Raw genomic sequence first — 25,828 nt, forward strand, 5'->3', positions numbered from 1 at the left:
GGATCGCCAGATAGGCAACTCCCGCCCCCGCCGTGGCGAAGGTCAGGACGACGGCGATCAGAATGTCGATCAGCAACTCCACCACCCGCATCGATACGGCCTTGGCGGTTTCGCCGGCAATCACGCTCGGCGGCAGCATCTCCAGCCAAAGACTGGCCGTGCGCAACAGCAGACACAGCGCCGCTTCATCGCTGACCAGCAGCTGGAGTCTGGCCATGGCTTCGGGCGTTTCTTCCGCCAGTGTCTTCAGCTGCTCGACGCCGCTGCCCAGCCGATCAGCAAACTTGCCGGGGTCCTGCAGCATGTCCGAGAGCAGATTGATGCCGTCCCACACGCCCTCAATGGCTGCCCAACTGCCGGCCAGCAAACCGTTACCCACGGCGGCCGAAGTCGACTGCGACCACCGAGGCTTGAACTCATCCCACTCGCTACGCAGCCAGGTTTCGAGTGACTGGCCAAGGCCGTCATACGAGGAAAACAGCTCATCAACCTGCTGCGGTGTCACCTCGTTCTGCACACGCACGCGATAGAACTTGTCCGCCTCTCCCCTGAACTGCCCCTTGCCGTTTTCATCGAGCGTGACCGGCGTCGACTCGCCACCCTCCACCGCGATTACATCGACCTGAATATTGCCCAGCGGAACGTCATACACCGACTCGAACTTGCTCTCGATCAGCAGGGTTCCGCCTTGCGGACACTGCGCAACGGTCGAAATAAAATCGTCGTCGGTGCTGCTGACCACGGTGCGGGTGTTGCCCAGTTTGATCACCCGCTCCATGTCCATCAGTGAGGGCATGTCGGTGGCGCGGCTGAGCTTGTCGGCGGCCTGGCTGAACCAGCGTTTGAGCTGTTGGCGGTAGAGCGTCAGGGTGTCCGGGAAACTGTCGAGTTCGTGCTCGATGCGGGTGATGTGATCCATCAGCCCACCGAAAGGAACGGAGCCGGGTAAAAAACCGGGTCGAACATAAGCAATCCTTCGCGCAGGAAATTTGGCGCAAGGGACTTTGCTGGGGATCAGCGAGGAAAGAAGTCAGGCAAGGATGATGTTGATGTAGGGCGATTCGCTAAAACCAAAACGTGGCGTAGGGATCGGTCCCTACGCCACGCTGTTTGTCAGATAAGTCGGTATTTACTGTGCAGAATCGCGAGATGCCAATTCTTGCAGTTTGATCTGTGCCAGTGGATGCCCGGCCTTGGCGGCAATCTCCCAGAACCTGGCCGCTTCAGCCGGGTCCGGTGCCTTGCTCGGGCTCCCGGCGAGGCTGATCACACCTACTTGGTAGGCCGCTTTGCCATCACCGGCCAATGCCGCCAGACGCAGCAGGCGAACACCTTCTTCTCGCGCTCCCAGACCCACACCGCGAAAGGTCAGGATGTGACCATAGAAGCTCTGGGCGCCGACATCGCCGAGGTTCGCCATACGGGCGAACTGACCTTCCAGCCAGCTCCAGCCACGCGGTTGGCGTACAAACCACTGCCAGTGAAACAGCCTACGCGCCAACCAGTAACTGGCCTGCGCCTTGAGTCGAAAAAACACTCAAGCCTCTGCCGACTCGGGGTACTCGTATTCGAATACCCGCACCACTTCCGAAGCATGCCAGGAAGCGGCAGCGACACCATCGGACGGACCGGAAAACCGCCCGAGGCGCTCGACACACTCAAAAAAACCGGTGCGAGGCAGGCGGCTCGCGCCCTGGCTGATCACCAGCGAACTGCGCAACGGCTGCTCGGCCTTGGCGTCCAGCGCCGCCAGATGTTCCAGCGCGGCGGTCAGGGTTTGCATGGCTGGCGTAGGCAACTGCAAACGTTCCAGCAATGCCCGATAAGTCAGGAGGTGACGCTGACGGCGCGCCTGATCCAGTTCGCCCAGCAATCCGTCCCAATGATGACGACTGATGCGCACGCTCACGATTCATCCCTCCACCCTGGCACCGTCAATTCCCAGGCCAGGCTGCGGCGAATCGCGGCGTCGGGCAGACGCTCGCCACTTTCGATCATGGCCAGGTAAGACGGGCTGATGCCTACCGTGCGGGCGAGCGCCTCGATGGCGATGCCCTTCCCTTCGCGCAAACTGCGTAGTTGATCAAGACCTGGAAGAATCGGGTCTTGAGTTGTCGCCAGCGGCGCTGGGGCCGGACGCGACGGTGCTTCGTTGATGCCTGCTGCTTTCAGTAGAGCCTGATACTGAGCCCATGGCAGAACCGCATATTCGGGCTCGCCTTCGCGTGTAATTATCTGAATATCCATGACTACCCCGTAGGACAACAACACTTAGCGAGTCGGCACTTTTCCCTAGAAGTGTAATCCTAACAGCGGCTAAGGTCGCGGGGGCTATCTATCTGAGAATGAGGCTGAATTGGCTTAGCTTTTTTTCGGTCTCTGAAGGCGAAGTTGCTCTGGCGTATCAGGCAGGCGCTCGACCACTGCGAGCTTTTCCGGGACCTGACGTTTGCGCCAGGCGCGGAACGCGTTGAGTTCATCGTCGAGAACTTTCATCAGCCAGGCCAGCACGGCGATGTCATCGATCATGCCGAACAGCGGAAGGAAATCCGGAATTGCATCTACCGGGCTGAGGAAATACATCAGGCCGGCAACGACTGATATCAGCGCCTTGGGGCTGATGGCCCGGTACTCGCCACGCCAGTACGCCAGACAAAGTGCCTGCAATAGTCGCAAGTCGTCCTTGAGTTTGCCCAACCGGTTACCTTGGCTGGCACCTTTGCTGGCCACCGCGAACAACAAGGTCGGCAAGCGCCCACGTGCGAGCAGGCGTCCGGCCAGTGGCAGGAAACGAGCGAAATTCCAGGGTGCTTTCATGGATGACTCCCATGTAAATGTTATCCACACAAATTGTGGATAACCTTGTGAACAGAGCTACTTTTCACGTCTGAAAGCCCCGTAATACAAGGGCCGAGCTTAGATCGGGCGTTTTTTACTCATCAAAAAAAACCCAATATTTCATTGACTTGCTGGTCCGGCGCGGTTAGCGACGGTCCCACAATGGCTATGACTCCAGCCGGCAGCATCTGTTCGCTTTGTTTACCCGCGCCAGACCCCAGATGCAACAACGCCCCGCATAAGCGGGGCGTTGTTTTCAAAGCAGACGCTGATTACTTGGCGGCGTCTTCTTTGGATGGATCCTTGATCGCCAGCAGTTCCAGGTCGAACACCAGCACCGAGTTGGCCGGGATTGCCGGGCTTGGGCTTTGCGCGCCGTAAGCCAGTTCGCTAGGAATGTACAACTTGTACTTCTCGCCGACGTGCATCAGTTGCAGGCCTTCGACCCAACCCGGGATCACACCGCTGACCGGCAGATCGATCGGGCTGCCGCGCTCGACGGAGCTGTCAAATACGGTGCCATTGGTCAGCTTGCCGGTGTAGTGAACGGTCACTACGTCAGTCGGCTTAGGCTGAGCGCCATCAGCTTTCTTTTCCACTTCGTACTGCAGGCCCGAAGCAGTGGTCACGACGCCAGCTTTCTTGGCGTTTTCTTCGAGGAATTTCTTGCCGGCGGCTGCCGACTCTTCGCTCATCTTGGCCATACGTTCTTCGGCACGCTTTTGCAGTGCGGCGAACGCTTCAACCAACTCTTCGTCTTTGAGTTTCTGCTCTTTCTTGCCGACGGCATCTTCGATGCCCTGGGCTACGGCTTTGGAATCCAGATCATCCATGCCTTCCTGAGCCAGGCTCTTGCCCATGTTCAGACCAATGCCGTAGGAAGCTTTTTGCGCCGGGGTTTTCAGCTCTACGCTGGTCTGCGAATCGCAACCCGCGAGTACCAGGCTTACCAGGGCCACCGCCGCCGCCAACCGATGCTGTTTCATGCTATTTCCTTGTTCATGCGCCTAAAGGGCAATCGAGTAAAGCCGCGAGCTTATCAGGCGGCCACGACCAATGGCTACCGGCATGAGAGCCGGAGATTTCCGATAAGTTCAGGTGTTTAAACGCTTTCGCAGGTGGGGATGATGAAACTTCTGTCATCTGCCTCTTACGAAGGCCGCTTCCTTGTCCCACGGCATCTGGCGTAATGGCCACTTGCCGCTTATCGGGGACTCAGGCATAACGGCAGAACAAATCGACAAGGATGTTCATCTTGCGCCTCTTATTCCGCTTGCTGGTTCTGATCATTGTGCTGCTGGGGCTGGGCCTGGCCGTGGTTTTGTACTACGTCGTAAACCCGAAACTGCCGCTCTGGACGCCCGCGCAACAGGTGCATTACCTGGAGCAATGGAGCGCTGCCGACCGCGAGGCGTATTACTTCACGCCTCAGGGCACTCAGGTCAAAGGCTTGCGCTACGACTGGTTCACCGCGCTCGAACTGCCCTTCTCGCAACAGCGCTTCGCCGCCCCCGAATATCTCGCGCGATTCGGCTTCCTGATCGACCCCGGCCAGAAACCCACGCCGAACAACCCCGGCAACCTGCCCGTGGGCTTTGCCCGGCATCAGAACCCCGGCAGCCCGGATACGTTTCTGGATATTACCTGCGCCGCCTGCCACACCGGAGAACTGCGCTTCAAAGGTCAGGCCGTGCGTATCGACGGCGGTTCTGCACAGCATGTTTTGCCTTCCAGCGTTCCTACACTCAAGGGTGGCAGTTTCGGACAGGCCTTGGTGGCGAGTCTGACCTCGACTTACTACAACCCATGGAAATTCGAACGCTTCGCCCGCACAGTCCTGGGCGCTGATTACGACGTCCGACACCAGCAACTGCGCAAGGAGTTCAAAAGCTCCCTCGACACTTTCCTGAAAGTGGCCTGGAACGACACACATCGCGGACTCTATCCTACCGAAGAAGGCCCGGGACGTACCGACGCCTTCGGGCGCATTGCCAACGCCAGCTTCGGCGATGCGATCTCCCCCGCCAACTACCGCGTGGCCAATGCCCCCGTTGACTATCCGCAGTTATGGGACATGTGGACCTTCGACTGGGTGCAGTGGAACGGCTCGGCGCAGCAGCCGATGGCACGCAATATTGGTGAAGCCCTGGGCGTCGGCGCCACGCTTAACTTCTTCGACAAAAATCGCCAGCCACTGATGGGTGATGACCGTTACCCCTCCAGTGTGCGTGTCCGCGATTTGCACCTGATTGAAGAGACCCTGCAACGGCTCGAACCGCCCGCCTGGCCAGAGACATTGCTGGGCACAATCGATAAGCCCCTTGCCGCCAAAGGCCGCGCACTGTTCGCCGAGAATTGCGCCGGCTGCCACGTACCCCGAGTGTCGCAAGGCGAAGGCCGATACGTACAACACCTGAAAATGATCCCGGTGGACCACATCGGTACCGATCCCGGCGCCGCCAACAATATCGCCGACCACCGCTTCGACCTGACGGCATTGCAATGGAATCAGGCGGAGCTGGAAAAGCTGGATGTCGATCCCAAACCCACCGAACCGCTGGATATGAGCCAGATGTCGGTGGCCAAGGGGCTGGCGTATGTCACCGCATTTGTCGAGAACCGCGCTTATCGTGAAGCCGGCATCACCCCGGCCGAGAGTCCGGAGATGGATGGCTTCGGTCTGTCAATCGGTGTTCGCGAGCTGCGCGCCTACAAGGCTCGACCACTGGCGGGGGTGTGGGCGACGGCGCCGTTTCTGCACAACGGTTCGGTGCCAAGCATTTATCAACTGCTCTCGCCGCAGGATGAGCGCGCAACGACGTTCTACAAAGGCACGTTCGAGTACGACCCGAAACACCTGGGCTATCGCACCGAAGCCTTTACCAACGGATTCCTGTTCGACACGCGCATCACCGGCAACCACAACAGCGGTCACGAATTCCGCTCCGGCAAGCTCGGAAACGGCGTGATCGGCCGCCTGCTGCAACCGCAGGAACGCTGGGCATTGCTGGAGTATTTGAAGGTGCTGGGCGGCCCGCTGGAGTCGCAACTGCCGTGACCCTGGTTCTTAACGAAAGGATTTCTGCATGTTGAAGACCCTCTGGCTGCGCCTGGGCGCTTTTCTCGGCAAGACGCTGCTGTGGTTGTTGGCGCTTGGGCTTCTCGGCTGGGCGCTGGCCACGGCGTGGTTTGCCTGGCAACACCGTGGACCGGTATCAGCGCAAGAACTGATCCCGGACGGCGAAGCGGCGATGACTCAGGACATCATTCAGACCGCCGTGCGTATCGTCGACCAACACCGCGAAAGCACCCGCTATCTGCGCGATGCCCATGCCAAGGCCCACGGTTGTGTGAGAGCCGAAGTGCAGGTGTTGCCGGAGCTGGCAGGCGAGTTGCGTCAGGGAGTGTTCAGCGAGCCCGGTAAAACCTGGCAGGCGACGATGCGCCTGTCCAACGGCAACGCTTATCCACAGTTCGACAGCATCCGCGATGCCCGGGGTATGGCGATCAAGCTGCTCGATGTGCCGGGCAAGCAACTGCTGAGCGACCAGCAGCAACGAGGCGACCAGGACTTCGTGATGTTCAGCCATCCGAACTTCTTCGTCAGCGATGTCGCCGAGTATCGTCAGAACGTCGCTGCTCAGGCGGATGGCAAGAAGATGATGGCGTTCTTTCCGGGCTGGGATCCGCGTAGCTGGCAGGTTCGTCACCTGTTTATCGCCCTGGCGACGCTGTCCCCTGCTCCGTCGAGCCCGACCCAAACCACCTATTTTTCGGTTTCGCCGTACAAATTCGGCGAGGCCAATGCCAAGTTTCGTGTGATGCCCGACCCGGAAAACTGCCCGGCTTACAACCTGCCTGCGCAAAACCAGAAGTTGCCCAACTTCCTGCGCAGCGCGCTGAACCAACAGTTGTCGACCGATCGGGTGCCCGCATGCTTTGTACTGCAGATCCAGCGTCAGGACGCGAACAAGTACATGCCGATCGAAGACACCAGTATTGAATGGAGCGAGAAGGATGCGCCGTTCCAGACCGTGGCGCGGATCAAAGTACCGGCACAGGATTTCGATACGCCGGCGCTGAATCTGCAATGCGACAACCAGTCCTTCAATCCATGGTTCGGCCTTGAAGCGCATCGCCCGATCGGCGGCATCAACCGCCTGCGCAAAGCCGTCTACGAAGCCGTCAGCGATTACCGCCACGCGCGCAATGCCGGGCAATGATCCCGCAGGAAAAGCCAAACTCCAGACAGCAAAAAGCCCGCACTAAGCGGGCTTTTTGTGTGGTGACCTGGCGTTCAGTATTCCAGGTTACCGAATATGGCGCAGCGGACGGGACTCGAACCCGCGACCCCCGGCGTGACAGGCCGGTATTCTAACCGACTGAACTACCGCTGCGCGTAGCGTTGAGAGTGGTGGGTGATGACGGGATCGAACCGCCGACATTCTGCTTGTAAGGCAGACGCTCTCCCAGCTGAGCTAATCACCCTTTACCTTCGTTGCGGGGCACATTATGCCACAGGTTTTTATAAAGTGTTGATTTAATTGAAGTTTTATCAAAAAAATCTAAAAACCGGTGAAACGACGCATCCCGCAGGAACAACAGTCAAACTTGAGGCAGAAAAAAACCCGCTTCAGCGGGTTTTTCCGTGGTGACCTGGCGTTCAGTGTTCCAGGTTACCGAATATGGCGCAGCGGACGGGACTCGAACCCGCGACCCCCGGCGTGACAGGCCGGTATTCTAACCGACTGAACTACCGCTGCGCGTAACACATGAAACGAATGGTGGGTGATGACGGGATCGAACCGCCGACATTCTGCTTGTAAGGCAGACGCTCTCCCAGCTGAGCTAATCACCCTTCGCTTCGGTGTGGCGCGCATTCTACGGAGCGACCCTACCTCTGGCAAGCACTTTTTTAATTAATTTTCTGATGCCTTCCAAAGGCTTAGAGAAGGGTTGGCCTATGGCACACGGAGGACAATAATGCCCGCCTTTGTATAAAGGAGAGACTCACCCCATGTGGTTCAAAAACCTGCTTATCTATCGCCTGACCCAAGATCTGCCTGTTGATGCCGAGGCGTTGGAAACTGCACTGGCCACCAAACTGGCGCGCCCATGTGCAAGCCAGGAGTTGACCACCTACGGTTTCGTCGCACCGTTCGGCAAGGGCGAAGATGCGCCGCTGGTGCACGTCAGCGGTGACTTCCTGCTGATCAGCGCGCGCAAGGAAGAACGCATTCTGCCGGGCAGCGTCGTGCGTGACGCTGTGAAGGAAAAGGTCGAAGAGATCGAAGCCGAGCAAATGCGCAAGGTCTATAAGAAGGAACGCGACCAGATCAAGGATGAGATCATCCAGGCCTTCTTGCCGCGTGCCTTTATTCGCCGCTCGTCGACCTTCGCTGCCATCGCGCCGAAACAAGGTCTGATCCTGGTCAACTCGGCCAGCCCGAAACGCGCCGAAGACTTGCTGTCCACTCTGCGTGAAGTGATCGGCACCCTGCCGGTACGCCCGCTGACCGTGAAAATGTCGCCGACCGCGACCATGACCGAATGGGTCACCACCCAGAAAGCCGCGGACGATTTCTTTGTGCTGGACGAGTGCGAACTGCGCGACACCCACGAAGACGGCGGCATCGTGCGTTGCAAGCGCCAGGACCTGACCAGCGAAGAAATCCAGTTGCACCTGAGCACTGGCAAAGTGGTCACTCAGCTGTCGCTGGCCTGGCAGGACAAACTGTCTTTCGTCCTCGACGACAAGATGGTGGTCAAGCGCCTGAAGTTCGAAGACCTGTTGCAAGACCAGGCGGAACAGGACGGTGGCGACGAAGCTCTCGGCCAACTGGATGCCAGCTTCACCTTGATGATGCTGACCTTCGGCGACTTCCTGCCGGCGCTGGTTGAAGCGTTGGGTGGGGAAGAGACTCCGCAAGGGATCTGATTTTTTCTCCCGGATAGTCGACGTCTTTAAAAGATCGCAGCCTGCGGCAGCTCCTACAGGGAAATTCATTCCAATGTAGAGCTGCCGCAGCTGCGATCTTTTTTTGCGAGAGGCGTATGCTTAGCTCCCTACGCTTTCACATAACAAGGAACAAGCCATGCGCGCACTGGCTGCATTGAGTCGTTTTGTCGGCAACACCTTCGCTTACTGGGTACTGATTTTCGCTGTCGTGGCGTTCCTGCAACCGGCGTGGTTCATCGGCCTCAAAGGCGCCATCGTGCCGCTGTTGGGCCTGGTGATGTTCGGGATGGGCCTGACACTCAAGCTTGAAGACTTCGCTGAAGTCGCCCGTCATCCGTGGCGCGTGGCTTTGGGTGTAGTGGCGCATTTCGTGATCATGCCCGGCGTAGCGTGGTTGCTCTGCCAGGCGTTCCATTTGCCACCGGAAATCGCCGTCGGTGTGATCCTGGTCGGCTGCTGCCCAAGCGGCACGTCGTCGAACGTGATGACCTGGCTCGCCCGTGGCGATCTCGCGCTGTCAGTGGCCATCGCGGCCGTGACCACCCTCCTCGCCCCGCTGCTGACCCCGGCTTTGATCTGGTTGCTGGCTTCGGCCTGGTTGCCGGTGTCGTTCATGGAACTGTTCTGGTCGATCCTGCAAGTGGTGCTGCTGCCGATCGTGTTGGGTGTGGTTGCCCAGCGCCTGCTTGGCGACAAGGTGCGTCACGCGGTGGACGTGCTGCCGCTGGTATCGGTAGTGAGCATCGTGATCATCGTCACCGCCGTGGTCGCCGCCAGCCAGGCGAAGATCGCCGAATCCGGCCTGCTGATCATGGCCGTGGTCATGCTGCACAACAGCTTCGGCTACCTGCTGGGTTACTTCACCGGTCGCGTATTCAAGCTGCCATTGGCTCAGCGCAAATCCCTGGCACTGGAAGTCGGTATGCAGAACTCCGGTTTGGGCGCCGCCCTGGCCAGTGCGCACTTCTCGCCGCTGGCGGCGGTACCGAGCGCATTGTTCAGCGTCTGGCACAATATTTCCGGGGCGCTGCTCTCGACGTATTTCCGACGCATGAGCGAGAAAGAAGATCGCGAAATAGCCGCTCAGCAGGCCACTGACTGATTCAAAAACTTGATCCCCGGGTTAATGCTGGGCACTCTATTGCGCAACGCGGGGACGACCTCGCGGCTCGATCGAGTCATTAATCTGGGGACGACCCCGTCAATCGATGGAGGTCTTCATGTCCTGGATCATTCTGTTTTTCGCCGGCCTGTTCGAAGTCGGCTGGGCCGTCGGCCTGAAGTACACCGACGGTTTCAGCCGTCCCCTCCCAACTGCCCTCACCGTCGCCGCCATGGCCATCAGCCTTGGCTTGCTGGGCCTTGCCATGAAGGAATTACCGCTGGGCACGGCCTATGCGATCTGGACTGGCGTGGGCGCCGTCGGCACGGTGATTGCCGGGATCATTTTGTTTGGTGAGTCGATGGCATTGTTTCGACTGGCCAGTGTGGCGTTGATTATTGCCGGGTTGGTTGGGCTGAAGGTCAGCGCTTAAGCGGCTGGCCCCATCGCGGGCAAGCCCGCTCCCACAGGTTCTGTATTGTGTGCCGATATTGTGAACGACCTAGAACGTGGGAGCGGGCTTGCCCGCGATAGGGCCGGCACAGACACCGACTATCTAACGGTGCCCCGCAATTCACCCACCACGCGCTGCAACTCCGCAGGCTCAACCGCTTCAACAGCCGGCCCAGCCACCAACGTCACCCGCGACCACAACCGGCGAAACAATCCCTTACCCGGATCGCGGCTGAAGAAGCTCCCCCACAACCCCTGCAAAGCCAATGGAATCACCGGCACCGGAGTCTCTTCAAGAATCCGCGTCAGCCCGCCCTTGAACTCATTGATCTCGCCATCAGCCGTCAACTTGCCCTCGGGGAAAATGCACACCAGTTCGCCGTCCTTCAGATACCGGGCAATGCGCGTGAAGGCCTTTTCGTAGATCTGGATGTCTTCGTGACGTCCCGCAATCGGAATCGTCCCCGCCGTACGGAAGATAAAGTTCAGCACCGGCAGGTTGTAGATTTTGTAGTACATGACAAAGCGAATCGGCCTACGTACCGCACCGCCAATCAGCAAGGCATCGACGAACGAAACGTGGTTGCACACCAGCAACGCGGCGCCTTCGTCCGGTATCAATTCAAGATTGCGATGCTGCACGCGGTACATGGAATGGCTGAGCAGCCAGATCATGAAACGCATGGTGAACTCGGGGACAATTTTGAAGATGTAGGCGTTGACGCCGATGTTGAGCAACGACACCACCAGGAACAACTGCGGGATCGACAGCTTGGCCATGCTCAGCAGGATGATCGAGACAATCGCCGACACCACCATGAACAACGCGTTGAGAATGTTGTTGGCGGCAATCACCCGCGCCCGCTCGTTCTCGGCAGTGCGTGACTGGATCAGTGCATACAACGGGACGATGTAGAAGCCACCGAACACGCCGAGTCCGAGGATGTCGAGCAACACCAGCCAGGTGTGGCCGAAGCCGAGAATTTCGATCCAGCCATGCCCCGCAACGCTGTCCGGAATTCCGCCGGAATGCCACCACAGCAGCAAACCGAACACGGTCAGGCCGAACGAACCAAAGGGCACCAGGCCGATTTCGACTTTGCGCCCGGACAGTTTTTCGCAGAGCATCGAACCCACGGCGATACCGACCGAGAACACCGTCAGAATCAGCGTCACCACGGTCTCGTCACCGTGCATCCATTCCTTGGCGTACGCCGGGATCTGCGTCAGATAAATCGCCCCGACAAACCAGAACCACGAGTTGCCGACTATCGAGCGCGATACCGCTGGAGTCTGCCCCAGGCCCAGCTTAAGCGTGGCCCACGACTGGCTGAAAATATTCCAGTTCAGGCGCATTTCCGGCGTCGCCGCCGCTGCCCGCGGAATGCTGCGACTGGCCAGGTAACCGAGCACGGCGATGCCGATGATCGCGGTAGAAACCACGGGCGCGTAATGACTGGACGACATCATGATCCCGGCACCGATGGTCCCGGCCAGAATCGCCAGGAAGGTGCCCATTTCCACCAGACCGTTGCCACCGACCAGCTCATCTTCACGCAGCGCTTGCGGCAGGATCGAATACTTCACCGGACCGAACAGCGCCGAATGCGTGCCCATGGCGAACAGCGCCAACAGCATCAGCGACAGGTGATCGAACATGAAGCCGACCGCGCCGACCGCCATGATGACGATTTCCCCGAGTTTGATCAGACGGATCAAGGCGTCCTTGGCAAATTTTTCCCCGAACTGCCCGGCCAGCGCCGAGAACAGAAAGAACGGCAGGATGAACAGCAGCGCACACAGGTTGACCCAGATCGACCGGTCACCTTCGATGGTGAGCTTGTACAAAATGGCGAGGATCAACGACTGCTTGAAGATGTTGTCGTTGAACGCCCCGAGGGACTGGGTCACGAAGAACGGCAGGAAACGCCGGGTGCGCAGCAAGGTGAATTGTGAGGGGTGACTCATCGTCCATGTGTCCCTGATGTTGGGTAAAGAGTGGCCTGGGTTCTTTGATTGGAATGTCGATCGTCGATCCAGGCCACACATTACCTAAACTTCGCAGGTTATTTCTTCAAACCTGCGATGCATGGCGACACAAACAACTCACCGCGCCATGCACCTTGCAGCGTGCGCTTGCCGACGATCAGCCACATCACCGCCAGCAATGCCACCAGCAGGCAGCCGAAGACCGCGAAAAACGTCAGGTTCAAGGTACTGGCCAGTTTCAGCGTTGCCAGGGAATAGACGCCCAACGGAAAGGTGAAGCCCCACCAGCCAAGGTTGAAAGGTATGCCGGCGCGCAGATAACGCAAAGTGATCAGCACCGCCATCAGCATCCACCACAAGCCGAAGCCCCACAGGGTGATACCCGCGACCAGACCTAACCCGGCCGCAATTTCACCGATGCCCGCCATGCCATTCTCGGCGAAGATTGCCGGAGCGTCGGCGCCCAACAGCAACATGCCCAGCGCACCGGTGCCGATCGGCCCCAATGCCAGCCAACTGGAAGCGGCCATGTTTTCGTGGGGCAATTTGTGCAGCGCCATGCGCAGAAGCAGAATCGTCAGAATGCTGAATGCCACCGGTAGGGAAAATGCCCAGAGCACGTAGCTGGTTACCAGCACCACCAGTTGCGAATGGGCGTCGTCCAGATGCGGCGCCAGCAGGCCACCGCTGGCGGCCGCCACTTCAGCTGCCACCACTGGCAGCAGCCAGACGGCAGTCATTTGATCGATGCTGTGCTCCTGGCGGGTGAACATCATGTAAGGAATCAGCACCCCGCATGCCAGAGACATCGCCACATCCAGCCACCACAGCACCTCGGCCAGTTGAATCACGCCTTCGCCCCAGCGCGGCAAACCGAACAGCAAAAAGCCGTTGATGATGGTCGCCAGGCCCATGGGAATGGTGCCGAAAAACATCGAAACCGTGGAGTGGCCGAAAATCCGCCGCGCCTCATCGAAAAACAGCAGCCAACGCGCCGCGTACAGTGTCGTGAACAACAGGAACAGAAAGATATTGAATAGCCAAAGGGCTTCGGCGATGCCGTGCAAAACGGAATTGCCGATGGGCAATTGCGCCAGCGCCAGGGCCAGCACGCCGGTGCCCATGGTGGCGGCAAACCAGTTCGGAGTGAACTGGCGAATCACCTCGCGCGGATGCTGCAAGTGGCTGAAAGGTTTGATGCCGGGCTTGGCGATGTTGGGGCATGTCATGGCGAACTCCTGTCCTCTTGTGAGGTGGAGCCCATCATAGATCCGGATCGAATATCTATATAACGGGTAATATCTCTAACTGTTATCTATTTTGTAGATACAAACAGCAACCGCTTTTTTATGGCTGTCCGGTAGCGCTGCAAGCGCTGACCGAGCGCTGGCGCATCAATGCGAACAAGGCACTGAGGGACAGGATGATCAACACCGCTCCATAACCATCGGTAGTGGTGACCAGCCCAAAGGTGTGCGTGAGGTTACCGGCCAGCAGCGACGGGAGACAGAACGCCAGATAACTGAGCACGTAATACGCCGACATCAACCCGGCCCGTTCATGGGGCAAGGCCAACGGCACCAGACTGCGCACGGCGCCGAGGAAGCCGGCGCCAAAGCCACACCCGGCGATGAGGGTGCCAAGGAAAAACAGCGTCAGGCTCGCGTTGTGCACACCCAGCAAAATCAGGATCAGGCCGATCGGCAGCAGACTCGCCCCCAACTGCAACGATCTGGCGGCAGCCCGATTGCGCAACGTGTAGATCATCAACGCGCCCGTCAAAGTCAGTGCGGCGACAGTCGCGCCGCCGATCAGGTTCGACGTCGAGCCAGTCGCGGTGCGCACCAAGGATGGTGCCAGGGATGCGTAAAAACCGCCGAGCGCCCAGGTTGCGGTATTGAGCGGCAGCACCCGCCACAACGTAGAACGCGCCTGAACCGGCACATGCAGGGTTGGCCGCAACGAGGCCCAGGCGCCGGGTTGTGACGAGACACTTTCCGGCAACCGCCAGACATACAAAGCCTGTATCGCGAACAAAGCCAGCAGTAGCCAATAGGTCAAGTGCAACGGCGCCGGCGCAAACTGCGCCAGCAAACCGCATCCCAATCCGCCCAGCGCCATGCCGATCAACGGGGCCACGCTGTTGATCAACGGCCCTTGCTGGCGATCGGTGTCCAGCAGCGTTGCACTCAGCACAGCAGTCGCTATGCCGGTGGCGAAGCCTTGGAGTACTCGGGCGCTGATCAGCCACGTGACGCTGTCGGCGTAGATGAACAACAGCATCGCCACGGCATTGAGCATCACTGCCGTGAAGATCACCGGTTTGCGCCCAAGAAAGTCCGAGAGCGAACCGACCGTCAGCAGTGCCGCCAGCAGGCTGAGGGCGTACACGCCGAAAATCAGGGTCAGCACGGCAGACGAGAATTGCAGTTGCTCTTGATACAAGTGATACAACGGCGTCGGCGCAGTGGACGCTGCCAGGAAACTGAGCAAGGTGATCGCCAGGAACCACAGGCTTGCACGGTTAGAACGGGAACTGGACATGGACACTCTCCGCAAAAGCTAATTTTTTGCTTTTGCGGAGTGTGCTACCGGTTTGCGCTTAAAGCAAATTCTTTGTGTTAAGGTCCGATGCATTGCTTTTCAGAACCGGCGTTCTGTCGACACAGGCCCCGGCGCGAGACAGGAACTACGTGATGACCGCTCCCACTTTACGCCCCGGTGGCCGCAGCGCCCGGGTGCAAGAATCAGTTCATACCGCCGTGCGCGAACTCCTCGAAGAGCAGGACCGCGCCAGCGTGACGGTGCCGCAGATCGCAGCACGCGCAGGCGTTACGCCCTCGACCATTTATCGGCGTTGGGGTGATTTGTCGGCGTTGCTCGCGGACGTTGCGCTCGCCCGCATGCAACCGGAAACGGAATCGACCAACACCGGCAGCTTGTCCGGCGATGTGCGCGCCTGGGCGGAGCAATATCTGGACGAGATGAGCTCCGCGCCCGGTCGCAACATGCTGCGCGACGTGCAATCGAGCCTCAAGCCGAGCTATTGCGCGACGATCATTGGCGGGCAGTTGCAGGTCATTCTCGATCGCTATCCGGATGAGCCAAAACCTGGTGTTGATCGACTGATCAACCTGGTCGCGGCCCCTATCGTGTTTCGCATTCTGTTTTCCGAGGCGCCGCTGGAGGCCGAGGAGTTGCATCGGTTGGTCGAGATCGCCTTGAGTCAGCCATAGCGGCCGACGCCAGCATCAAGATTGCCCATGGCGCCTATCACTTCGATAGCCAAGCTCGATTCGCCGCCTGCATTTAGCGGGCCTATTCTTCAAGCATGTGTTCAACATGGACTTGAGGATCAGCATCATGGGCAAACGTCATCCCAACCTTCCCGCCTGGCAATGGCGCGCCTACCCGAACAATCACCAGCACCCGACCAATCTGGTGTTGCACCTGATTGCCGTGCCGCTGTTCATCGTGGCGTTTCTATTGATTGTGTCCGGGGTGTTCGGCCTGAATCTGGCGAACTTCGCCATCGGCATCATCGGCGTGATCGCCGCGCTCGGTCTGCAGCGTCATGGTCATAGCCTGGAGGTTGAAGCCTCCGAGCCGTTCAGCGATCGTAAAGACGCGATCTCGCGTTTGATGGTCGAGCAGTTCCTGACCTTCCCTAGGTTTTTCCTCAGTGGCGGCTGGTGGCGCGCCTGGCGTGAGCGCCACCGCCGTCATTGATCAGGCGAACACTGTCACCGTTTGCCGGCTCATGGCAATCAATCGACCTTCAGCGTCCCACATCTTGGCTGCAGCGTGGCCGTAGCCGTCGGCGGCGTGCTCGGTTTCCACAAGGTATTTGCACCAGTCCAGCGTGCTCAATTCCAGCAACGGCTGCACGAACTCGATGGTCCAGGTCAGCGTGCTGCCCATCGCCGGTTTCTTCAGGAACGGCATTACGGCCGGAGGCCAGGCGTCTACCAGCGCGAGGATGTGCGCCTCGCTGACCGCCTCTTCCTTCACATCACCGCGCAAGCGTACCCAGCCACCCATCTGGCGAGACGTGCTGCCGGAGAACGGCAAGCCGCCGACACTCCAGCGCATCGCCAGGTGCCGCATGAACTCCGGGATGACGCCCTCGATGAAAGGCAGTTCCTGACAGTCGTCCCAATGCTTCATCTCGGGCGCGGGCTCTGATTTCACCGCCACTTCCGAGGGACGCGAAGCGCCGAAGCTGCCCTGGATCAACGTCACGACCTGCCCCTTCTGCATCGCCCGCCCCAGCACCTGGCTGACAGCCTTGCCTTCGCGTAGCACGTCGACTTCAAAACTGACCGGCACTTCCGGCTCGACGGGGCCTACGAAAGTAATCGCCAGCGAACGCACCGGTCGATCCGCCGGGACTTTTGCGCGCATGGCTTCGTACTGCAAAGCGGCCACTAAACCACCGAAACTGGCGCGGCCCTGCGCCCAAGAGGCCGGGATAGACAACTCCAGCGGCTGGCGGCGGACGGCGTCGAGCAGATCGGAGAAGCGCATGAAAACCTCAGGTGCGGGAAAAGGATGAAGGGATCTTAACCAGCCGGCGAATGCTGTACAGCGCGCATTCCGGCCAAATTGACTGACAGATGGGCCGCTGACGTGTGGTTTTATTTAGGAACTGCCGAAGGCTGCGATCTTTTGATCCTGGCAATGTCATCTGTGCAAAGATCAAAAGATCGCAGCCTTTGGCAGCTCCTACAAAGGGTCATGGTTTCTTCAGGATTTGAAGCAGTCTGCGCTGAGCTTGTCCAGCACGCGGTCGGCGCGTTGTTCGGCCTTGATCATGGTGGCTTGCCAGACTGCGACACAGGGTTGCAAATCGGCTTCCTGCTCGGCAATGGCCAGCCATTGCAGGCAGTCGTGCCAGTCGCCCAAAGCGCCCTGTGCCGATTTCAATCGGGGCATCGCCGCTTTCGGCAAGCGATCCAGTTCAGGATAGGCATCGATGCCATAGCGCACGCGCTTGATCAGCAGGCGCAAACGATGGCGGTCATGGGCGGGATCGTGCAGGGCTTCGTCGAGTTTCTTCCACTGTTTGCCCAGGCGTTTCTCAATGCGTTTACCCAATCCCTTGAGCAAACCCTGACGTTGAGAGGCCCGCAAAAAACGTGGAAAGGCATCAAGAATGACCAGCAATTGCGCGAGCTCGGTACTGGTCGCAACCGCCGGATAAGCCTCGGCCATCTGCGCTAACCGGCGCTGCGCGGCTTCGGGTTGGTCGTGCTTTAGCAAGTAAGCCGCCAACACTTCACGATCGCGCCACGGCGTGGTCAGGTCGCCGACGCCGGAGGCCGCCGCTTCCAGTTGCTCGACGCCGGGCAATCCGCGCAATGGCCGCAACAGACTGCGCAAACGGCGCACCGTGGTGCGCAGGTCATGCAAGGCTTCAGGGTCGGTACGCGCACTTAAACGCGCCTGACAGGCCAGTACACGAACTTCCAGGCCCAAGACATGAGCCACTAACCGATCCACCAATGCCGACATCACTTGCTCCCTGTCTCGAATGTCCCGTGTAGCCCTGCATCATGCCTCAACGGCCGGCGCGTGACTCACGAATATAGAAGCGCGCCTTCTCGGCTTTTTTGGTGCAACCTTCGAAGCCTTCGAATTGCTGTTGGGTCTTGGCCGCGGTCAGCAGCGACAAGGCCTTGGAGTAACTGACGTTCCCGGCGAAACCTTCAGCCTTGGCCAGGTCCAGTTCATGCCATGCAGCATCGAGGTTGCTGCCGCAGCTGTCGCGATAAGCGGTTTTACCGGCGCAACCGGCGAGTGCCAGGGCTATCAGCGGCACACAGATCCAGGCTTTCATCACTCACTCCTCAAAGATAGGAAAACAGTCATGCACGTAGGACGGTCTGGCGCGTGAAAAGTGCCGTCCATCGCCCGCGCAAACTGTAGCGCTGGCGAGAATAACCATCCGCCGCCATCAAGTGTCGAAAAAACGACGCGTTCGCTGTGCCAAGCGACCTTGACGATTGAAGCGTGCCCCTCGATGGGTGCATTGTTGAACCATTCAAACGAGGGCGATTCATGAAAAAGCGTGTCGCACTGGTGTTGGGCTCGGGTGGAGCCCGGGGTTATGCCCATATCGGCGTTATCCAGGAGATCGAACGGCGTGGCTACGATATCGCCTGTATCGCCGGTTGTTCCATGGGGGCGGTGGTCGGCGGGATCTACGCCGCCGGCAAACTCGATGAATATCGCGACTGGATCGAGAGCCTGGATTACCTCGACGTGTTGCGTCTGGTGGATGTCAGTTTTCGCCTGGGGGCGATCCGTGGGGAAAAGGTCTTCGGGCAGATCCGCAAGATCGTCGGCGAGATCAATATCGAAGACCTGCGCATTCCCTACACTGCGGTCGCCACCGACCTGACCAACCAGCAGGAAATCTGGTTCCAGGAAGGTTGCCTGCATCAGGCGATGCGCGCCTCGGCGGCGATTCCCAGCCTGTTTACCCCGGTGATGCAGGGCAATCGCATGCTGGTGGATGGCGGTATTCTCAACCCGTTGCCGATCGTGCCGGTGGTCTCGAGTCATTGCGATCTGATCATCGCGGTCAACCTCAACTCCACTAACCAGCGTCACTATCAACTGCCGGTAATCCAGCGCCCCGCCGCGTTCAAGAGTCGTTTCAACAGCCTGCTTAACTCCCTCGGTTCGAAGATGCCATTCCGGCGCAAACAGGCCGAGCAATTACTGCTGCTGGAGAAAGAGGCGTTGATGGCGGAAGCGGCCGAGATCAACCCTTGGGTCGAATCCGCCGCACCGGAAGCCCAACAACCGGCTGCAGCCCCGGAACGCGAAGGCGCGCCGAAGTCCGCCACCGGGTCGTTCATCATCGACAACGTCGGCCCGGCGTCCTTGCTGGACTTGATCAACCAGAGTTTCGAAGTGATGCAGACTTCGTTGGCGCAGTACAAGATTGCCGGGTATCCGCCGGACGTTTTGATCAACGTGCCGAAGCGGGTGTGCCGGTTTTTCGAGTTCTACAAGGCGCCGGAATTGATCGCGCTGGGACGGGAGATTGCGCGGGATACGTTGGACCGGTATGAGAATGAGCGGGATTCTTGAAGTTCTCGAGTGAATGTACCGGCGTCATCGCGAGCAAGCTCGCTCCCACATTGGAATGCATTCTCCTGTGGGAGCGAGCTTGCTCGCGATGACGCCGGGTCAGACAACACAAAACTAAAGACTACCCCTCACTCAACAACCGATACCCCACCCCCGCCTCGGTCACGATAAACCGTGGCTGGGTCGGATCGTCCGCGAGTTTTTGCCGCAGGTGCCCGACCACGATCCGCAGGTAGTGACTGTCTTCGGTATGGGTCGGCCCCCAGATGTCCTTGAGCAATTGCTGCTGGGTGATGACCCGCCCGGGATGCCGCGCCAGTTGCGCCAACACTGCGTATTCCTTGCGGGTCAGCGCAACTTCGACACCTTCGAGCAATACCCGGCGATAAGCCAGGTCCACCGTCAGCGGACCGAAGGTCAACGCCGCTTGCTGCGCCTCGCCCACCGGCGCCTGACGCAACAGCGCACGTACCCGCGCCAAGAACTCCTGAATGCCGAAGGGCTTGGTCACGTAGTCATTGGCGCCGCCATCCAGCGCCTCGACTTTCTGCCCTTCGCCGGCACGCACCGAGAGCACCAGCACCGGCACCGTCGACCACTCGCGGAACTCGCGCAGAACCTGCTGGCCGTCCATGTCCGGTAAACCGAGGTCGAGCACCAGCAAGTCCGGTTTGTTCAACGCAGCCTGGGCCAGCCCTTCGCTGCCGGTACCGGCCTCCAGCACTTTGTAGCCTTGAGAAGCGAGGCTGATGCGCAGGAATTTGCGGATCTGCGGTTCGTCATCGATGACCAAAATGGTCGCGGTCTGGCTCATGAATTCACGTCAACACAAAGAGGTGGCTAGAGAGTAACGCACGCACGATCAGGCTTCACTTTCGGCCCTTAACTTTCAAAGGCCGGCTGAGCCTGCAAAGGCAGGTGCAAAGTGATGCAGGTGCCGCGCCCTTCGATGCCGTCGGCGACGCTGATCCGCCCACCATGGGCGCCGACCATGCCCTGACAGATCGCCAGCCCCAGCCCGGTGCCCTGCCCGCCACGATCGCCGCGAGCGGCGGTGTAGAACATGTCGAAAATTTTCGACCGTTCCGACTCTGGAATCCCCGGGCCTTCATCGCTCACCGAGAAAAACAGCTCACTGTCGTCGGCCCCTGCGCGCAATTGCAAACGCCCATGGGACGGCGAAAAACGCGCGGCGTTTTCCATCACGTTGATCAGCGCCTGCTCGATCAGCGCAGCATGGACGAACAGCAGCGGCAATTCTGCCGGTACTTCGGTGCTGACCTGCAACGGCGCCAGCACCGCACGCAGCCGATTGAGCGCGCTGCCGACGATGTCCGCCGGCGATACCCAGTCCCGCGCCAGCTTCAGCGCGCCGTGACCGAGACGGGTCATGTCCAGCAGGTTTTGAATGTAGCGATCGAGCCGTTCGGCTTCATCGCGGGTGCCTTCGAGCAATTCACGGCGATCCTCCAGCGGGATCGCTTCGCCAAGCGCCAGCAGGCTGTCGATACTGCCGCGCATGGAGGTCAGCGGCGTGCGCAAATCGTGGGACACCGAGGCCAGCAAAGCACTGCGCAGTTGCTCGGTTTCGCCGTGCAGCCGCGCCGCTTCCAGATCATCGGCCAACTGCGCGCGGGCCAGCGCCTGGGCCAGCGGCTGACTCAACGCGGTCAACAAACGTCGACGTTGACCGCTCAAGGTCTGGCCTTCCTTGGCACACACGCCGAGTAACGCCAGCGGTCCGTCCTCCACGGTGAGCGGCCACCACCACCAACGCCCGAACGGCAAAGTACCGGTGCCGGCGCCGGCCGGTTGATCGTGCTGCCAAGCCCAATCGGCGGCGGCACGTTCCGCTTCGGAGAACTCCAGCGGGCCGCCGGTTTCGACTTTCCAGCCACTGGGACCGTCGCGATTGAGCAGGCACAGTTGCAGATCGCTCCAGCCTTCGAGATGGTGCGCGGCCGCGCTGATCACTGCCTGGCGGTCGGTGGCGGCGGTGAGTTTGCGCGACAGGTCGAGCAGTTCGGTGGTTTCTTCCTGGGTATCGCGCAGGGCCTGCAATTGCCGCCGCTGCCGCGCCGCGAGGTTACCGGTGAGGGCCGCCATCAGCAGGAAGAACAGCAAGGTCAGCACGTCTTCTTCGCGCTGGATGCTGAAGGAAAAATTCGGTGGAATGAACAGGAAGTCGTAGGTCAGAAACGACAGCGCCGCACAGACCAGCGCCGGCCCCAGGCTACTACGGACCGCCACCAGCAATACGGCGGCGAGGAACACCAGCGAGATGTTGGGTAACGGTAGAGTTTTTGCCACGGCCCAGGCCAGCGCGGAAGCCAGAATCGTCGCCACCACCGCTAAGGCGTAGTCGAACCACACCAGCGACTGCATCGAACGCTGCCGTGGCTGATGCTGTTCGTGATCGCTGTCGAGGACGTTGATTTCCAGCCCGCGAGCAGTGCGCAGCAGCCGCGCCGCCAGCCCGCCGCCGAACAGACGGCGACGCAAACTCGGTCGGGACTGGCCCACCAGCACCAGGCTGGCACGACGCTCGGCGGCATGCTGGATCAGGGTTTTCGCCACTTCACCGGCCCGCAGCAACACCACTTCGCCGCCCAGGCGTTCGGCCAGTTGCTGCGCGCTTTGCAAACGCAGGCGCGACTGCTCGTCACGCACGCTGCCATTGTCCACATGCACCAGACTCCATGGCAGATGCCGACGCTGAGCGACGCGACTGGCATGCCGGACAAGGCGTTCGGCCTCGGCATCGCCGTCGACACCCACCAGCAAACGTCCGCGAACGGCTGGCGCTGCCTGACCCAACTGACGGTAGCCCTGGGCCAGATCGTTATCGACCTGGGCCGCCGCGGTTTGCATCGCCAGTTCGCGCAGGGCCGTCAGGTTGGTCTGGGAAAAAAACGCGTCGATGGCCGCCCGCGCCTGCTCCGGCACGTAGACCTTGCCATCGCGCAGACGCTCCAGCAGCTCGCGCGGCGGCAGGTCGATCAAAAGCAGTTCGTAGGCTTCCTGCAGCACCCAATCCGGCAGGGTTTCGCGAACCTGCACGCCGGTAATCCCGCGCACTTGATCGTTGAGACTTTCCAGGTGCTGGACGTTGACCGTGGTGTACACGTCGATGCCGGCGGCGAGCAGTTCCTGAATGTCTTGCCAGCGCTTTTCGTGACGGCTGCCGGGTGCGTTGGTGTGGGCCAGCTCGTCCACCAGCACCAGTTTCGGTTTGGCCACGAGCAGGCCGTCGAGGTCCATTTCCTCAAGCTCGACGCCTCGGTATTCCGAGCGCACCAAAGCTTGTTGGGGCAAGCCGCTGAGCAGCGCTTCGGTTTCGGCGCGGCCGTGGGTTTCGACGACGCCGGCGATGACTTTCACCCCTTGGCGCATCTGGGTGTGAGCCGCTTGCAGCATGGCGTAGGTCTTGCCGACACCCGGCGCGGCGCCGAGGAATACCTTGAGCCGGCCACGGCCATCGCGGGGCAGGTCTGCTAATAGCGCGTCGGCGCGGCCGGAGTCGCTCATTTGTCTTTGCCTTGTTCGACTTGAAAGTGGGGGGTGCCTTAAAAGATCGCAGCCTTCGGCAGCTCCTACATCGGACGGCGAACATCCTGTAGAGCTGGCGGAGCCTGCGATCTTTTGATCTACAGGTTTTCCAGCGCCCGATTCAACTCAAGCACATTCACCACCGGCGGTCCCACCAGCGGCTGCTCGATATGGGCGTCCAGCAGGTTTTGCAGGGTCGCCACCGGCACGTTACGCGCCGTCGCAACACGCGCCAGTTGATAGGCAATTGCGGCCGGTGGCAAGTGTGGATCGAGGCCGCTGCCGGACGTGGTGAGCATGGCCAGCGGCACGGGGCCCTGACCTGGGACCTGCAATTTGTTGGCATCGTCGATCACCCGAGTGGCCAGCGCCGGGTTGCTCGGCGACAGGTTGCTCGCGCCGCTCGCCACGGTGGCAAAGGCACCGGCCGATGGCCGTGGGTGGAACCAGGCGTCGCCGACAAAATCCTGGGCGATCAGCGAGGAACCGCGGACCTTGCCGTCGATGTCGCGCACCAGGCTGCCATTGGCTTGATCCGGGAAGGCAACCTGGGCCACGCCGGTGACCACCAAGGGATAAGCGACGCCGGTGATCAGGGTCATCAGGACCAGCAGGCTCAGGGCCGGACGTATCATTGTGGACATTTCAAAATCCTCGAATTGTAGGAGCGAGCTTGCTCGCGAAAAACCGGAGGGCGCTGCGCTCATACAGACAGAACGCGTCATCGTTAACTTCCATCGCGAGCAAGCTCGCTCCTACAGGGTGTGTAGGGTGCTTAAACCAGATGCAACGCCGTCAACAGCATGTCGATCGCCTTGATGCCCACGAAGGGCACCAGAATCCCGCCCAGCCCGTAGATCAGCAGATTGCGTCGCAGCAATGCCGCCGCACTCGCCGCCTGAACTCGCACACCGCGTAGCGCCAACGGAATCAGCACCACGATGATCAGTGCGTTGAACACGATGGCCGAGAGAATCGCGCTCTGCGGACTGCTCAGGTGCATGACGTTGAGCACACCCAGTTGCGGATAGATCGAGGCGAACAGTGCCGGCAGAATCGCGAAGTACTTGGCCACGTCGTTGGCGATGGAAAACGTCGTCAGCGCGCCGCGGGTCACCAGCAATTCCTTGCCGATCTGTACCACGTCCAAGAGCTTGGTCGGGTCGCTGTCGAGATCGACCATGTTGGCCGCTTCACGCGCCGCTTGCGTACCGTCGTTCATCGCCATGCCGACGTCTGCCTGGGCCAGGGCGGGGGCATCGTTGGCGCCGTCGCCGCACATCGCGACCAGGCGTCCGTCGTTCTGCTCGTGACGGATGCGCGCCAGTTTTTTCTCCGGCGTAGCTTCGGCCAGCACGTCGTCCACGCCCGCTTCAGCAGCAATCGCCGCAGCGGTCAGCGGGTTGTCGCCGGTCACCATGACCGTGCGGATCCCCAGTTTGCGCAGCTCGGCGAAACGCTCGCGGATGCCGGGCTTGACCACGTCCTTGAGGTGGATCGCACCGAGCAATTTGCTGTCGACGCAGACCAGCAACGGGGTGCCGCCGCTCTGGGCGATCTTGTCGATTTCTCGGGACAACGGTGCGGCGAGATCGGCGCGAGTGAGGCCCACAAAAGCCAGCAAAGAATCCACCGCGCCTTTGCGATACACGCGACCCTGATAGTCGACACCGGACAAGCGAGTCTCGGCGCTGAACGGTACGGCAGTCAGCAATTCGGCGGAAGGCTCTGGCTGCGGCTGGGTTCCACGCAGGTACTCGACGATGGACTTGCCTTCCGCCGTGTCATCAGCCAGCGAGGCAAACAACGCACCCTCGGCCAGTTCCCGGGCAGTGACGCCCGGCGCGGCATAGACCGCGGTGCAACGACGGTTACCGAAGGTGATGGTGCCGGTCTTGTCCAGCAACAGCACGTGCACGTCCCCCGCCGCTTCCACGGCGCGGCCGGACTTGGCGATCACGTTCAGGCGCACCAGACGGTCCATCCCGGCGATACCAATCGCCGACAACAGGCCGCCGATAGTGGTCGGAATCAGCGTGACCAACAACGCCACCAGGAACACCAGCGGCAGGTTGCCGTTGGCGAAGTGGGCGAACGGTTGCAGCGTCACCACCACCATCAGGAAGATCAGGGTCAGGCCGATCAGCAGGATGTCGAGCGCCACTTCGTTCGGGGTTTTCTGGCGCTTGGCGCCTTCGACCAGAGCGATCATGCGGTCCAGTGTCGACTCGCCAGGGTTGGCGGTGATCTTCACCAGCAGCCAGTCGGACACCAGCCGCGTATTGCCGGTGACGGCCGAACGGTCGCCGCCGGACTCACGAATCACCGGTGCGGATTCACCGGTAATCGCCGCTTCGTTGACCGCCGCGATGCCTTCGATCACTTCGCCGTCACCGGGGATCATCTCCCCCGCTTCGACACGCACCACATCACCTTTGCGCAGGCTGGTGGCGGGCACCACCTGGAAGGTGCCGTTGCTGGTTTTGCGACGGGCGCTCAAACCTTCACTGCCGGCCTTGAGGCTGTCGGCGCGGGCCTTGCCGCGACCTTCGGCCAGGGCCTCGGCGAAGTTGGCGAACAGCACGGTGAACCACAGCCACACGGCAATTTGCGCGGCGACGAAAGTCGGCACCGCCGTGTCGGGAATGAAGCACAGCACGGTGGTCAGGATGGCGGTCAGTTCGACCACCAGCATCACCGGCGCACGTTGCAATTGCCGTGGGTCGAGCTTGACGAAGGCTTGCACCAGCGCCGGGCGCCACAGGGCCGAAATCGCGGTTTTCGGTTGCTCCGGCGCCTTCACGGCAACCGGTTTAGTTACGGGCATATTCATCAAA

Annotated in this window: 23 protein-coding genes, 4 tRNA genes and 1 pseudogene; 8 read left to right on the forward strand and 20 right to left on the reverse strand. The window is 60.3% G+C overall.

All coding sequences use genetic code 11. The annotated features are described in order from the left end of the window. The 6 genes and pseudogenes from ACM110_RS15850 to ACM110_RS15875 all read right to left on the reverse strand — a co-directional run. A pseudogene (locus ACM110_RS15850) lies at positions 1 to 919 on the reverse strand (type IV secretion protein Rhs); the annotation flags it as partial. A gap of 210 nt (positions 920 to 1,129) precedes the next feature. Then, positions 1,130 to 1,537, reverse strand: a complete 408-nt coding sequence (locus ACM110_RS15855; protein WP_416128527.1) for a sel1 repeat family protein — start codon at positions 1,535 to 1,537, stop codon at positions 1,130 to 1,132. Continuing rightward, positions 1,538 to 1,909 carry a hypothetical protein gene (locus ACM110_RS15860; RefSeq protein ID WP_007945207.1) on the reverse strand — a complete coding sequence of 124 codons (372 nt, stop codon included), beginning with the start codon at positions 1,907 to 1,909 and terminating at the stop codon, positions 1,538 to 1,540. After that, complete coding sequence (locus tag ACM110_RS15865; RefSeq protein ID WP_338585441.1) at positions 1,906 to 2,247, reverse strand: helix-turn-helix transcriptional regulator; 342 nt, start codon at positions 2,245 to 2,247, stop codon at positions 1,906 to 1,908. Before ACM110_RS15865 ends, ACM110_RS15860 begins: the two co-directional genes overlap by 4 nt. A gap of 114 nt (positions 2,248 to 2,361) precedes the next feature. Then, complete coding sequence (locus ACM110_RS15870; protein ID WP_416128528.1) at positions 2,362 to 2,817, reverse strand: YkvA family protein; 456 nt, start codon at positions 2,815 to 2,817, stop codon at positions 2,362 to 2,364. Positions 2,818 to 3,110: 293 nt separating this feature from the next. Beyond that, complete coding sequence (locus ACM110_RS15875; protein WP_338585439.1) at positions 3,111 to 3,824, reverse strand: FKBP-type peptidyl-prolyl cis-trans isomerase; 714 nt, start codon at positions 3,822 to 3,824, stop codon at positions 3,111 to 3,113. Positions 3,825 to 4,093: 269 nt separating this feature from the next. Here ACM110_RS15875 and ACM110_RS15880 point away from each other — a divergent pair, with 269 nt between their 5' ends. After that, a complete protein-coding gene (locus tag ACM110_RS15880) occupies positions 4,094 to 5,896 on the forward strand; it encodes a di-heme-cytochrome C peroxidase (RefSeq protein WP_416128529.1) in 1,803 nt (600 codons plus the stop codon). Positions 5,897 to 5,924: 28 nt separating this feature from the next. After that, positions 5,925 to 7,061, forward strand: a complete 1,137-nt coding sequence (locus tag ACM110_RS15885) for a catalase family protein (protein ID WP_416128530.1) — start codon at positions 5,925 to 5,927, stop codon at positions 7,059 to 7,061. Between the two features lie 97 nt (positions 7,062 to 7,158). Here the strand turns inward: ACM110_RS15885 and ACM110_RS15890 are convergent. The 4 genes from ACM110_RS15890 to ACM110_RS15905 all read right to left on the reverse strand — a co-directional run bounded on the left by ACM110_RS15890 (position 7,159) and on the right by ACM110_RS15905 (position 7,696). Next, positions 7,159 to 7,235, reverse strand: a tRNA-Asp gene (locus tag ACM110_RS15890). A gap of 15 nt (positions 7,236 to 7,250) precedes the next feature. Further along, positions 7,251 to 7,326: transfer RNA gene (locus ACM110_RS15895), tRNA-Val, on the reverse strand. A 198-nt stretch (positions 7,327 to 7,524) separates the two neighbouring features. After that, positions 7,525 to 7,601, reverse strand: a tRNA-Asp gene (locus tag ACM110_RS15900). Between the two features lie 19 nt (positions 7,602 to 7,620). After that, a tRNA-Val gene (locus ACM110_RS15905) sits at positions 7,621 to 7,696 on the reverse strand. 159 nt (positions 7,697 to 7,855) lie between these two features. On the opposite strand from ACM110_RS15905, the gene rdgC reads away from it, so the two are divergent. The 3 genes from rdgC (at position 7,856) to sugE (ending at position 10,332) form a co-directional block, all read left to right on the forward strand. Then, positions 7,856 to 8,776 carry a recombination-associated protein RdgC gene (gene rdgC / locus ACM110_RS15910; protein WP_008060875.1) on the forward strand — a complete coding sequence of 307 codons (921 nt, stop codon included), beginning with the start codon at positions 7,856 to 7,858 and terminating at the stop codon, positions 8,774 to 8,776. Between the two features lie 157 nt (positions 8,777 to 8,933). Beyond that, positions 8,934 to 9,899 (forward strand): bile acid:sodium symporter family protein, encoded by a 966-nt coding sequence (locus ACM110_RS15915; RefSeq protein WP_416128531.1) that lies wholly within the window; start codon positions 8,934 to 8,936, stop codon positions 9,897 to 9,899. A 118-nt stretch (positions 9,900 to 10,017) separates the two neighbouring features. Beyond that, positions 10,018 to 10,332 carry a quaternary ammonium compound efflux SMR transporter SugE gene (gene sugE / locus ACM110_RS15920; RefSeq protein ID WP_027922462.1) on the forward strand — a complete coding sequence of 105 codons (315 nt, stop codon included), beginning with the start codon at positions 10,018 to 10,020 and terminating at the stop codon, positions 10,330 to 10,332. Between the two features lie 119 nt (positions 10,333 to 10,451). Here the strand turns inward: sugE and ACM110_RS15925 are convergent, their stop codons facing one another. From ACM110_RS15925 to ACM110_RS15935, 3 genes are all read right to left on the reverse strand, one after another. Then, entirely contained in the window at positions 10,452 to 12,320 is a 1,869-nt protein-coding gene (locus ACM110_RS15925; RefSeq protein ID WP_416128532.1) for an MFS transporter, read from the reverse strand. Between the two features lie 98 nt (positions 12,321 to 12,418). Beyond that, on the reverse strand, positions 12,419 to 13,570 hold the full coding sequence (locus ACM110_RS15930; RefSeq protein ID WP_416128533.1) for a TDT family transporter: 1,152 nt from the start codon (positions 13,568 to 13,570) through the stop codon (positions 12,419 to 12,421). 118 nt (positions 13,571 to 13,688) lie between these two features. After that, complete coding sequence (locus tag ACM110_RS15935) at positions 13,689 to 14,885, reverse strand: MFS transporter (RefSeq protein ID WP_416128534.1); 1,197 nt, start codon at positions 14,883 to 14,885, stop codon at positions 13,689 to 13,691. Between the two features lie 152 nt (positions 14,886 to 15,037). Between ACM110_RS15935 and ACM110_RS15940 the strand changes: the two genes are divergently transcribed. Together ACM110_RS15940 and ACM110_RS15945 are read left to right on the forward strand one after the other, a co-directional pair. Next, entirely contained in the window at positions 15,038 to 15,577 is a 540-nt protein-coding gene (locus ACM110_RS15940; RefSeq protein WP_416128535.1) for a TetR/AcrR family transcriptional regulator, read from the forward strand. A 127-nt stretch (positions 15,578 to 15,704) separates the two neighbouring features. Next, positions 15,705 to 16,070, forward strand: coding sequence for an Mpo1-like protein (locus tag ACM110_RS15945; protein ID WP_416128536.1), 366 nt, complete (start codon positions 15,705 to 15,707; stop codon positions 16,068 to 16,070). Here the strand turns inward: ACM110_RS15945 and ACM110_RS15950 are convergent, their stop codons facing one another. From ACM110_RS15950 to ACM110_RS15960, 3 genes are all read right to left on the reverse strand, one after another. After that, the gene (locus tag ACM110_RS15950) at positions 16,071 to 16,868 is read right to left on the reverse strand and encodes a thioesterase family protein (RefSeq protein ID WP_338585428.1); all 798 of its coding nucleotides are present in this window, start codon (positions 16,866 to 16,868) and stop codon (positions 16,071 to 16,073) included. Between the two features lie 219 nt (positions 16,869 to 17,087). Next, the gene (locus tag ACM110_RS15955; RefSeq protein ID WP_416128537.1) at positions 17,088 to 17,855 is read right to left on the reverse strand and encodes a CHAD domain-containing protein; all 768 of its coding nucleotides are present in this window, start codon (positions 17,853 to 17,855) and stop codon (positions 17,088 to 17,090) included. 46 nt (positions 17,856 to 17,901) lie between these two features. Beyond that, on the reverse strand, positions 17,902 to 18,180 hold the full coding sequence (locus ACM110_RS15960) for a hypothetical protein (RefSeq protein ID WP_338585426.1): 279 nt from the start codon (positions 18,178 to 18,180) through the stop codon (positions 17,902 to 17,904). A 221-nt stretch (positions 18,181 to 18,401) separates the two neighbouring features. Here ACM110_RS15960 and ACM110_RS15965 point away from each other — a divergent pair, with 221 nt between their 5' ends. Then, positions 18,402 to 19,442, forward strand: a complete 1,041-nt coding sequence (locus ACM110_RS15965) for a patatin-like phospholipase family protein (RefSeq protein ID WP_416128538.1) — start codon at positions 18,402 to 18,404, stop codon at positions 19,440 to 19,442. A gap of 121 nt (positions 19,443 to 19,563) precedes the next feature. On the opposite strand, the gene ACM110_RS15970 is transcribed toward ACM110_RS15965, so the two are convergent. The 4 genes from ACM110_RS15970 to kdpB form a co-directional block, all read right to left on the reverse strand. Then, positions 19,564 to 20,256, reverse strand: coding sequence for a response regulator (locus ACM110_RS15970; protein ID WP_416128539.1), 693 nt, complete (start codon positions 20,254 to 20,256; stop codon positions 19,564 to 19,566). Between the two features lie 68 nt (positions 20,257 to 20,324). Beyond that, positions 20,325 to 22,970: a DUF4118 domain-containing protein gene (locus ACM110_RS15975; RefSeq protein ID WP_416128540.1), complete on the reverse strand. Its 2,646-nt coding sequence runs from the start codon at positions 22,968 to 22,970 to the stop codon at positions 20,325 to 20,327. Positions 22,971 to 23,089: 119 nt separating this feature from the next. Beyond that, a complete protein-coding gene (kdpC, locus tag ACM110_RS15980; RefSeq protein ID WP_416128541.1) occupies positions 23,090 to 23,635 on the reverse strand; it encodes a potassium-transporting ATPase subunit KdpC in 546 nt (181 codons plus the stop codon). Between the two features lie 131 nt (positions 23,636 to 23,766). Then, on the reverse strand, positions 23,767 to 25,824 hold the full coding sequence (gene kdpB, locus ACM110_RS15985; protein WP_416128542.1) for a potassium-transporting ATPase subunit KdpB: 2,058 nt from the start codon (positions 25,822 to 25,824) through the stop codon (positions 23,767 to 23,769). Positions 25,825 to 25,828: the final 4 nt, after the last annotated feature.

This window comes from Pseudomonas sp. NFX98 (assembly GCF_047784845.1).
Classification (GTDB): domain Bacteria; phylum Pseudomonadota; class Gammaproteobacteria; order Pseudomonadales; family Pseudomonadaceae; genus Aquipseudomonas.